This window comes from Legionella stuttgartensis (assembly GCF_977063405.2).
Genome location: NZ_CDRUHA020000072.1, coordinates 1 through 9,665, shown reverse-complemented (window position 1 = coordinate 9,665; position 9,665 = coordinate 1). Strand labels below are relative to the sequence as shown.

The following is a 9,665-nucleotide window of genomic DNA, read 5'->3' as shown; positions in this document are numbered from 1 at the left end:
CATTAGTCCCTTTATTTTAGATGAGTTTTCTGTCTTGGTCTTTTTGTAAACTTCTTGGGGTATTTTCTGGTGAAACTTTATTGATGGCCTGCGCCATTTACTAGCGGGTTATTAGCACTGTCTACAATTGGAGAAATTTAATCAATTAGACCAAAACAATCAATTTTATAAAAATCAGTTAAAAATGGATCAAACCTTTAATAATAAAGGGATGCAAGAGTTAGTAACAGAACATGCTCATTTAAATAAAGCTCAAGCAGAACAATTACTTGATTCAAAATTGCTTCGATTAATTAATAGGGAGTTAGACGAAGCAGAAAAAGTGAATGCTCTTAATAAGCTCATTATTGAAACTACAACAACTATTATGCAATCAAATTGTGTAAGTCTTCATACTTATATTCCAGAGAAGAAGGGTCTAGAGTTAACGGCTTGGCAAGGTTTTGAAGATTCGACTATTCAATTGCTACAATGGATTTCTTCGCATGATGTTAGCACCTACGCTCTTGCGATGAAGGAAAAAAGGAGCATTCTTGTAGATATAGATCATTGTGAGTTTTTATTAAATCCCAAACTCTTAGTTACATATCGCATATTGGGAATATGCTCTGTACTGTCAAGTCCCCTTTTTTCTCACTCAGGAGAATTATTAGGTGTTATCTCTACTCATTGGAATACAGTTCATGAGCCATCCGAGCGCGATCTTTCTTTAATGAATGTAATACTTCGTCAATCCGCTGATTTAATGGAACAAATTTATACAAGAGCGGCTTTGCAGGAAGAGAAGATATGGCTTATTGGACAAAAAGAAGCCTTTCATGCTGCCATGAGCAGAAAGCCTTTAGAACTTTCTCTGAGAGCGCTTGTTGACACTGTAATACTTCAAACGAAAGGCAGGGCAAAAGCTGCTTTTTATTTATTGCCTCCAGGCAGTGAGTGTTTTCAATGCTCAGAAGGAATACCCGAAGAATATGTCCAGATTATAAAAGCCTATCCTCAAGAGCCTCATTTTGTCGATAAGTTCCTTGCGATGAATAAGGGAAAACCCATCATTACTACTGATATTGAATTAGATCCCGCATGGGAAGATTTAAGACCCTTAGCTCGTAAACATAATTGCCGTGCGTACTGGTCTTTTCCTGTTCTTACAGCAGAGGAGCGCATTTTAGGAACTTTAGATATATATTTTTCTGAGCCCCAAGAGCCAACAAAAAGGGAGTTAGAAATGGCTCAGGTGCTCACAAATGCTGCTTCAATCATTATTGCTTTTGAATATGAACTAGTAGCTAAAATGCAGACAGAAATAAACATGAAAAAAAGTGAGCAGCATCTAATGGCACAAGTTCGCTTACGTGATGAGTTTATCGCTTATGCGAGCCATGAAATTAATTCACCGCTTACATGTATGACTTTATATATGGGAATAATTGAACAAGCATTTTTAGAAAAGAATACGCCTTTTCAAATGGAAATTCTTAATAAATTAAAAAAACAGCTTGAGCTTCTCCAGGCGCTCATTCGAGATATGCTCGATACCACACGATTGGAAGAAGGGAAGTTGCATTTAAGACGAGTAACTTTCAATTTAAATCAATTGATTTTAGAGAAAGTGCAGGATATGCAATTGGAAACTAAAAATTATCAATTTGAAACACAACTTACCTTAGAGGATGAGATAGAGGCGGATAAAGAACGCATTGGTCAAGTAATTGTCAATCTCATTTCAAATGCCATAAAATATTCACCTCAAGGAGGTAAAATTTTTATAACAAGTGAAAAAATTGATTCTGTGATTCAAGTAACTATCAGAGATTATGGTTTAGGTATACCTGAAGAACATTTAGACAATATTTTTGAGCCATTTTATCGTGTTACAAATGATAATATATCAGGCATGGGAATAGGGCTTTCGATTTGTAAAGACATTATTAACAGCCATCAAGGTACTCTAAATGTTACGAGCCAAGTGGGAGTAGGCTCTACTTTTAGTTTTACTATTCCTAGAAAGTTGGCATGAATATATCATATAGAACGTAACCCTTAACGGGGTCCTTGAATTGTGCATCTCAATTAAAATTCACAGTACAAGGCATGCCCCCATTAACTATTTACCCTTTGCAGCGGAACTTATTGGATTATATTCATTTGAGTCATCTGCTATCTGCTTTAATTGCTCAAAACTTCGTAGATCTTTTTTATAACCGCGGGGAAGCCCATCTTTTATTATATTCAGACAAGAGTTGTATTTATCTTTACCTATTTTTGGAATATTTAATTGCTTAAAGGATTTTTTATCGGTAGCGATTATGCCAGTATTTCCTTCGAAATATTGTTCAAATAGAGATAACAAGAATTTATCGTTGCTTACTACGGTTATACTAATATTTTTTTTATCGACAAGCCCGACTCGATAATTTACTTCGTGATCTTTTTTGGCAAGTTTTGATTTAATGAATCCATTATCGCGAAGAGCATACTGTTCCTTCTCTTTTTGCTCTACTGTTGCTTGTTTTTCTAATTCCTCAAATGTAGGTGTTTCTCCCTCAGCAACTTCACATAATTTTGAATATGTTTCTTGATTCATATGTGGTAGATAAAGGGTATATTTCTTTTTATCGAAAGTAACTATAGTGGCATTATCCATACCACAGGCTTTAGCATATTGTCTTAAAGTAGTTTCATTATTACCCTCTACTTCGAGCATAAGTCCTGTGTTACCGAAATACGCTTTACATTTCATAATATTCACAAATAAAAAAAGATAAAAACTATACATGGGAGATAAATTATATTCAAGAAGTTTCCCTAGGACACACAGCAGTCTCATCTAAAATTATCTTGCCAGTGGTAAGAAATTCTTAATGCTGAAATAATTACAGGCTAAGTTCAAAAAGCTGCTGTTTTATTAGGAAAACCAAATGAATTTATTTGTAATATATATTGGTGGTAGCCACCCTGATTCTTTAATCGAACTTCATGATCTCCGTTTTATAGTTGCTAATTCCATTGAGGATACCTACGATGCGCTTAGAAAAAGCTGGTGGGGTATACCCAAAAGTTTACATATAGATGCCTGGGGCATTTTAAATTATGCAGATGGATATGGCATTCAAATTTCACAGGAACAATCAGAAGATAGGGGGAATAAATTATTTTTCGTAAACTTGGGTGGTTACGATAAAAAACAATTTACCGAATTACATAAGAATATTTTCGTAGTTGCTGCGAATGAATTTGAAGCAAAACAAAAAGCACTCACTCAAATTTCTGACTGGGAGTCCCCGCACCGTGATTATTTATATGAAGTAGATAATTTACTTAATATCAATTCATTACTTAAAAACGAAGGTTATTATGTACATTTAAATAAACAGGTCGAGCTTAAGCCGTTTGATTTTACCTGTTGTTACAATCCCATTGGTAGAAATTAAACCATTTAAGTTCAAGGGGTAGCCTGTATACCACTTCACTCGTTACAGGCTACTTGCTTTCTAATATTGCAACTTAGAAGTAGATCCAGGGTAATAATATTCCATTTGTTTATTTATTGATTTAATTAACCCCTCATTGTATTGCATTGGCGTATGGCCATTAAAAAATCCGAACAGGTTATGAAATTTTCCAGATATGCTCTGTTCCTTTTCGCTCATGTCGTTTCTTATTGTAGAGCCGACGATCTCAAGAATATCACTGTTTACTTTCATTAAATAATTGATGTTGACTTCGCTTAGTTCAGAACGGCAGTGTTTGCCAAAAGATGAGAACGCATTTAAAGACTCCCAGGGTCGTCCTCTGCTGGCTAGTTTGGATACTGTAGTAATAATAAAATCTAAGGAAAGATTTGGATTTCCTTGGTGCAAATTGAGTATGGTATTGGATGCTGCTTTCGAAAGGCCAGGAAAGTAGACTGGGTCAATTTTTTCAATTTGATAAATTTGTTCGATTTGCTCAGGGGTAAACTTATCTAAAATGCTTGATAAGTTTTCTAATGCGCCAAAGACATTAGTTCTATTTTTTTCTTCTTTGGCTTCAGCATGGTTTTCACTAATTTGCTGCTTGGCTAATTCCAGTTTTGATTTCACGGTAAAATCCTCATGTTAAAAATCAGGTGAAATATACCTCGAATTAGACAAATCCTCTATTCTTGGATGTACAAAATTGCTCAAAAAAGACTCAGTGTGTAATGAGGTCCATTATACATGGGTCTTGAAAGATTATGCCTGTAGTAAAGAAGAAATTATCTCCGAGCAGGCCAGTGTTGATTATTCAATGTAAACTAGATGATTATCCCAAACTGTACTACACAATTAATCATCAATGGGGCAGACTCGATTGATTGGTAAACTTAAGCATGCGTAGTTCGTAAGGAGCACAGCGGATTACAGGATTATTTCTTAAAGTCCATGGGGGGCAACAATATGGCTCGTTAATGAGCTTTTGGGAGCAACTTTTTCTATTAATATGGAGTAATTTCCAATAGTATGAGGATGTTTAGATTCTCTAATAGGGATTCTGGCATTAATTAATGAGCCACGTAATCCGCTTCGCTCCTTACGGGCTAATATTGCTGTAATAAAGGTCATCTAATATGCCACTAAAAGAAAAATTGTCCAGAGTAGTTATAAATCAAAATCCATCTGAATATATTTATCCCTTTACACCTAAAGAGCGACAAAAATTAAAAACAGATGGTTCTATTTTTTTATCCAGGAGCAGATTTCAACCTGAGATAAACAAAAATAAGCCTTCAGGAATAAGAGTTCCTGTGCCAACTAACTCTATGTATTTTTTTGGACAAAACGGAGTAAAAAATAGTTTTAATCAGGGGCCCTATAAAGGTAGGAAAATTAAAGATGTAGCTTTAGAGGCTTATGTTTCGGGAAGTTATCACCCGCTCAAATTCCATTACGTCGAAAGAAAAGTTGGAAACAATACTGTTAAGATCGCAGAAAACAATCGCACGTTAACGTTCTTTTCTATGTTAGGAATTTCTCCAATAGATCCTATATGCAAAACAGGTGTTTCGTCCCATGAAAAGGCGGTAACCAAAAACAGCAAGGGAATGGAAACAGGCTATTCAGATACCATCTTGGTCAGAGGAATGTAATTAATTTAATCCCAACCATCATGGCCAAATCAGTGAGGACAGAATACAGTGTGCCATTTTTATTAAATTTAAGTCTGGCATAATTTATCTTCTTTATCTTGATATAAATATAGAAAAATCTATCGGATACACAAATTGTTATATCGGACTAAAGCCAGTGTAGCCTGTAATCCACCTCGATCCTTACGGGCTATCTTTACTCTTGCTATAAAGTACTATAATTATCCTGGAGAGGTTAATTATGTATATAGATCCGATAGATGATGATGTTATTTCTTATAAATATGCGCCGTTTTATGCTGTGTGCGATCCTAGGAACGTGATTAATATAGGTTCAGGGGAAGCTCATGGAATTTTCACTTCTGGCATGACTGAATGCGTATCATTTGCCTTTTTTATCAAGCAAAACAACGAAGTTAAGCGTCTGTCGTTCATCCATTTTCCAGGTGGTATTACGAGTTATACTTTAGATTCCCAACTGGGAAAAGAAGTTATCGCAGCAATGGTGGCTCATGCGCCTGAGGGTGCTGAAATTGAAGCTGTAATAGGATTTAGCAGTTTTCAATATCCAAATGGCTTGTTTGATGACGAAGAAATTCTCGACGTTCTCGATCAACAACTCACAGAGTTAGGATTCCAGTTAACTAGTTTGCAACTTTGTGGAGGTAATGGCCGAAATTTAGACGAGTCAGGATTCAGTTTCGGTATAAATTTTAACGGAAAATACGGTGAGTTCATCAATTGCCATGGTCTTGTGGCAAGAGGAAACTTAAATTCACATGAGGCTTGTGTCAATTACAGCGATATCCCCACAAACGTATCTCAACTGACCTATTTGCTTAATTGGGCGCGTTTACGAGGTGATAAGCAACGATGGGATGAATTACAGAACGACATACAAAGGTTGGAAGCAATCCACTTCGACAAAGACTTTTCGCAAGCAAAGGAAATGTCTTTTAAATTGGCAAAGGAGGATATCCCTCTTCATAATCCCGCCCAATTAAACGATATGATGCTCAGAGCGCGCGAAGGAGAAAATAAGGAGTTATGGAAACAAATAAAAACATCTATAGTGGAAGAGATTGAGCAATGCACTGATAAATATGCCGCTTTAGTGAAATATAAATCGATTTTAAAGCTACATTTAGATATAAGCTCTGCAAATCAATACGAGGGAAGTTTTTTCCGTAGAACTTTTCAGCAAGGAGAGTCGAGCCATTGGCGACAAGTAAAAAAATATGATTCAGGAGCTGAAGCTGCCTCTGGGGCACAAGAGTCCATAATCGATTCTGAATCCCCTGATTCAGAATTATCTAATACTCCAAAAGGGGTTTGAACAGATTAATTTTATGTCTCACTCTCTAAGCAGTGAGCGTTAATTTGAGTGAGACGGCATCATGGCTGCCTTCATTAATGCCAGTGATAATATTCTGGGGGAGCCTAATATCAATCAATTCCTTTTTATAAAAAGCATGGGCATAACCACCATCAACAGTGAGATGGTTCATCAATTGATATCCCATCGAAAAACCGGTAGTTAAACTGTCGCCAGGGCCTATTTGAAATTTTCCATTTGAGGGAGATTGATTATATGTTCCCGCTATTCGGACAACCCACTTTGGTGACACTTGATAAATTGTCCCAAGGGTTAGAAGCCAACTGTTGTGAAAATGATAATTAATGCGAGCCTTGGGGACAATAAAGACATTGGAGCCAGCTTGCGTTGCAAAATTATGCACCGAAACTTCTTTGAAGATATTCCATTGCAGGTATTGAACAGTTCCTAAAAAGCCTAATTGTTCATCGACAAAATGGCTTATTGTTATGACAGTTCTTGCTGGTGTCCAATATTTAAAATGGTAATCCTCTGAAGAAATATTCTGCGAACCAGTTATCGTACTACTACCCTGTAAATTATAAGTCACTGCACTACGATAATTAAAACCCAAGGCTGTTTTTTTGTCAGGTTTAATTAGTATCCCAAAATCACCGCCCAAACTGTTTGCTTGACTGTCATTAAAGCTACGGCTTTCAGGAATATTCAACCGGGCTATGCCTGCAGCAATAGGCTCCTGGATGATATGAGCATAGGTAAAATTAAGGTTTCCTCCTATGGAAATAAATTGATTAATTTTAAACCCAAGCGCGGGAATAAAGTCAATATTATTCGTTTGATTACGGGCGAGGATATAGCGAAGAATCGGTTGGTTATCCAATTCGCGATTAAAATCATTCGCAACGACAGCAAAACCGGCCACGAATCTTTTATTTATAGGGATCTTAAGATACATGGAGGGTAAGACAAAATTGGATTGAGAGAGGGTCGATCCCGACTCGGTATTCCCAGAAGGTATATTTTTTGCACTTCCGCTAAACTCAAATTGAGCCCTTGCCAGAGTGTCCAAAAAAATAAATTGATGCTGAGGTGCAATAGTTAATGCGGCCGGGTTAAAGTAAACAGCTGTGGCATCCTTCACTACAGCAGTTCCCATTGTCTGCTCAATAAAAGAGGCATGCAACGGCGAGCATAATACTAAAGAACATATGGTCACGTACTTCCTGAAATCAATTAAGCTTGCCATGACCCTTGCGGTAAGAATAAGAATATTCTTCAAGTTGTAAAAGTATTTTTTCGTATAGTCAAGATTAGTTCTACCAACTCTAATAAATTGAATTCCTCGTTGCACCAGACTAAAAAATCTGATGATGCGTCAATCCCGAACCACTGTTCGTTGAATGCAGTGAGGGATCTCCAGAAGATGGGTATGAGAAAAAATCAGGAGATCCTTCGTCGTAAACTCCTCAGGATGAGGTGGTCGTGAAATGCCTCTACCTTGTTCGGTATTCTTCTATCCTTCTAAGGCTTTCATCACTTTGTTAACATCTTCGTCAATAATTTTATTGATTTCAGCTACTTGATCGGAATAACCAACAGATTCAACGACCAAGGTAGCAACTTCTTCATAAAAAGGGTCTCGTTCGCGGTGCTGTTGTTCCAGGAAGCTTTTCATATCATCAACTGGAAGGGAAGAAACGCGTCCATTTTTCATACGACCAAGTTGGGTTGGGATAGATACTTTTAAATAAACCACAAATTCAGAGGATAACAGTTTTCGACATTCTTCACTGGATACAACGCATTCTTCCAATAAGACGACAACATTTTCTTTCTCTATGCTATGAGAAATAATTTCGGCTTGGCAACGGTTAAACGCTGTTTCGCCTTGCTCACCAAGAATTTCTCGTGTATGCCGACCAATGTAACGTTCAATGCTGGGATTTGCATCGACAATTTGCCATCCTAATTTTTTAGCCAGCGCTTCTGTAAATACAAATTTGCCAGCTCCCATATGACCAATTATGAAAATACGTTTTTCCAAAGGTGTACCTCTCTCAATAATGAATTATACCGTGGTGACCTGGTTAGACCTTAAAGAAATGATCTTCTTAGTGGATCAGAATCGGCTATACACTAATAGTAAATTATATTGATGATCAATCATCAACTAAAATTAAATCTTATGAATTATTTTACATTGTAATAGAGCAAAGTATGTTAGATCATTTTGAGTCCTACATAGCTAATTTGAAAAAGTACCCTCCAGCAAATGTCAGATTACTTACTTTTTTTAGTAACATACATTTTAGAATCAGCAAGAGCAATCATCTCTTCAAGGGTACGATGCTTTTCTGGATCATATTGGATACTCCCCATACTAAATTCGAGTGAATAATCTTTTGTGGCTACTGATTTCAATGAATCTGTTAAACGTTGAATAATGCAATCTACATCTTTTTGATTTAGCCCAGAACAAAAGATACAAAATTCATCGCCGCCTAAACGTGCAATCACGTCATAACAACGAAAGTTCTGCAGAAGCGTATTAGAAAAAGTTTTTAAAACCCTATCACCTTCTGCATGTCCAAAGTGGTCATTTATATACTTAAATTTATCTAAATCAAAAAATAACAAGGTAAAAACATTATTTTCAAGCTGGCATTTTTGAAACAGATAGCCCGCTAGTTTTAAAAATCCACGCCGATTGGTTAAGCCTGTTAATTCATCAGTAAAGGATAATTGTAATGATTCGAGCTCCATTTCTACCATTTGGGCAAGATCGTGAACGAGTTTTTGATCTACTTCCTTGATTGATCTGGGCTTGTCGTCGATCAAACAAATCACACCCACATTGTATGTTTTAATTTTCAAAGGACAACCTAAATAAAATCTGAAATTGGGTTTTCCTAGAACAAAAGGATTATCATAAAATCGTCTATCTTTAGTTGCATCTTCAACTACCATAATTTCATCTGAAAGAATAACATGACCACAAAATGAGGTTTTTCTCGCCGCTTCTTTGATCTCAAAACCTTGAGTGGATTTCATCCATTGGCGCTCAGCTTCTAAAAATGAAATTACAGAAATAGGGAGTATGCCGTAGCAAGCTGCGGAAGAGATGGTGGTAGACCCACCGAGATCGATCACCAGCGATAGGTCTCAAACCACCTCATGCGGCTGTTGTTAAGAGCAATGGTCGTGAGTGATGAGGAAAGTCAG

The 9,665-nt window shown here is 36.6% G+C and carries 10 protein-coding genes; 4 read left to right on the top strand and 6 right to left on the bottom strand.

The window, feature by feature from the left end:
* Nucleotides 1-184: 184 nt before the first annotated feature.
* The gene (locus ACWTEW_RS27595; RefSeq protein WP_454783592.1) at nucleotides 185-2,017 is read left to right on the top strand and encodes an ATP-binding protein; all 1,833 of its coding nucleotides are present in this window, start codon (nucleotides 185-187) and stop codon (nucleotides 2,015-2,017) included.
* 87 nt (nucleotides 2,018-2,104) lie between these two features.
* Here the strand turns inward: ACWTEW_RS27595 and ACWTEW_RS27590 are convergent, their stop codons facing one another.
* Nucleotides 2,105-2,740, bottom strand: coding sequence for a hypothetical protein (locus tag ACWTEW_RS27590; protein WP_454783591.1), 636 nt, complete (start codon nucleotides 2,738-2,740; stop codon nucleotides 2,105-2,107).
* Nucleotides 2,741-2,918: 178 nt separating this feature from the next.
* Here ACWTEW_RS27590 and ACWTEW_RS27585 point away from each other — a divergent pair, with 178 nt between their 5' ends.
* Entirely contained in the window at nucleotides 2,919-3,431 is a 513-nt protein-coding gene (locus tag ACWTEW_RS27585; RefSeq protein ID WP_454783590.1) for a DUF1543 domain-containing protein, read from the top strand.
* A gap of 60 nt (nucleotides 3,432-3,491) precedes the next feature.
* Here the strand turns inward: ACWTEW_RS27585 and ACWTEW_RS27580 are convergent, their stop codons facing one another.
* On the bottom strand, nucleotides 3,492-4,082 hold the full coding sequence (locus ACWTEW_RS27580) for a hypothetical protein (RefSeq protein ID WP_454783589.1): 591 nt from the start codon (nucleotides 4,080-4,082) through the stop codon (nucleotides 3,492-3,494).
* A 312-nt stretch (nucleotides 4,083-4,394) separates the two neighbouring features.
* Nucleotides 4,395-4,583 (bottom strand): hypothetical protein, encoded by a 189-nt coding sequence (locus ACWTEW_RS27575; RefSeq protein ID WP_454783588.1) that lies wholly within the window; start codon nucleotides 4,581-4,583, stop codon nucleotides 4,395-4,397.
* Between the two features lie 5 nt (nucleotides 4,584-4,588).
* Here ACWTEW_RS27575 and ACWTEW_RS27570 point away from each other — a divergent pair, with 5 nt between their 5' ends.
* Nucleotides 4,589-5,107: a hypothetical protein gene (locus tag ACWTEW_RS27570; RefSeq protein ID WP_454783587.1), complete on the top strand. Its 519-nt coding sequence runs from the start codon at nucleotides 4,589-4,591 to the stop codon at nucleotides 5,105-5,107.
* 241 nt (nucleotides 5,108-5,348) lie between these two features.
* Nucleotides 5,349-6,443, top strand: coding sequence for a hypothetical protein (locus ACWTEW_RS27565; protein WP_454783586.1), 1,095 nt, complete (start codon nucleotides 5,349-5,351; stop codon nucleotides 6,441-6,443).
* A 25-nt stretch (nucleotides 6,444-6,468) separates the two neighbouring features.
* On the opposite strand, the gene ACWTEW_RS27560 is transcribed toward ACWTEW_RS27565, so the two are convergent.
* The 3 genes from ACWTEW_RS27560 to ACWTEW_RS27550 all read right to left on the bottom strand — a co-directional run bounded on the left by ACWTEW_RS27560 (nucleotide 6,469) and on the right by ACWTEW_RS27550 (nucleotide 9,593).
* Nucleotides 6,469-7,659 (bottom strand): OmpP1/FadL family transporter, encoded by a 1,191-nt coding sequence (locus tag ACWTEW_RS27560; RefSeq protein WP_454783585.1) that lies wholly within the window; start codon nucleotides 7,657-7,659, stop codon nucleotides 6,469-6,471.
* Nucleotides 7,660-7,956: 297 nt separating this feature from the next.
* Entirely contained in the window at nucleotides 7,957-8,487 is a 531-nt protein-coding gene (locus ACWTEW_RS27555) for a shikimate kinase (protein ID WP_454783584.1), read from the bottom strand.
* A gap of 236 nt (nucleotides 8,488-8,723) precedes the next feature.
* The gene (locus ACWTEW_RS27550; protein WP_454783583.1) at nucleotides 8,724-9,593 is read right to left on the bottom strand and encodes a sensor domain-containing diguanylate cyclase; all 870 of its coding nucleotides are present in this window, start codon (nucleotides 9,591-9,593) and stop codon (nucleotides 8,724-8,726) included.
* Between the last annotated feature and the right edge of the window lie 72 nt (nucleotides 9,594-9,665).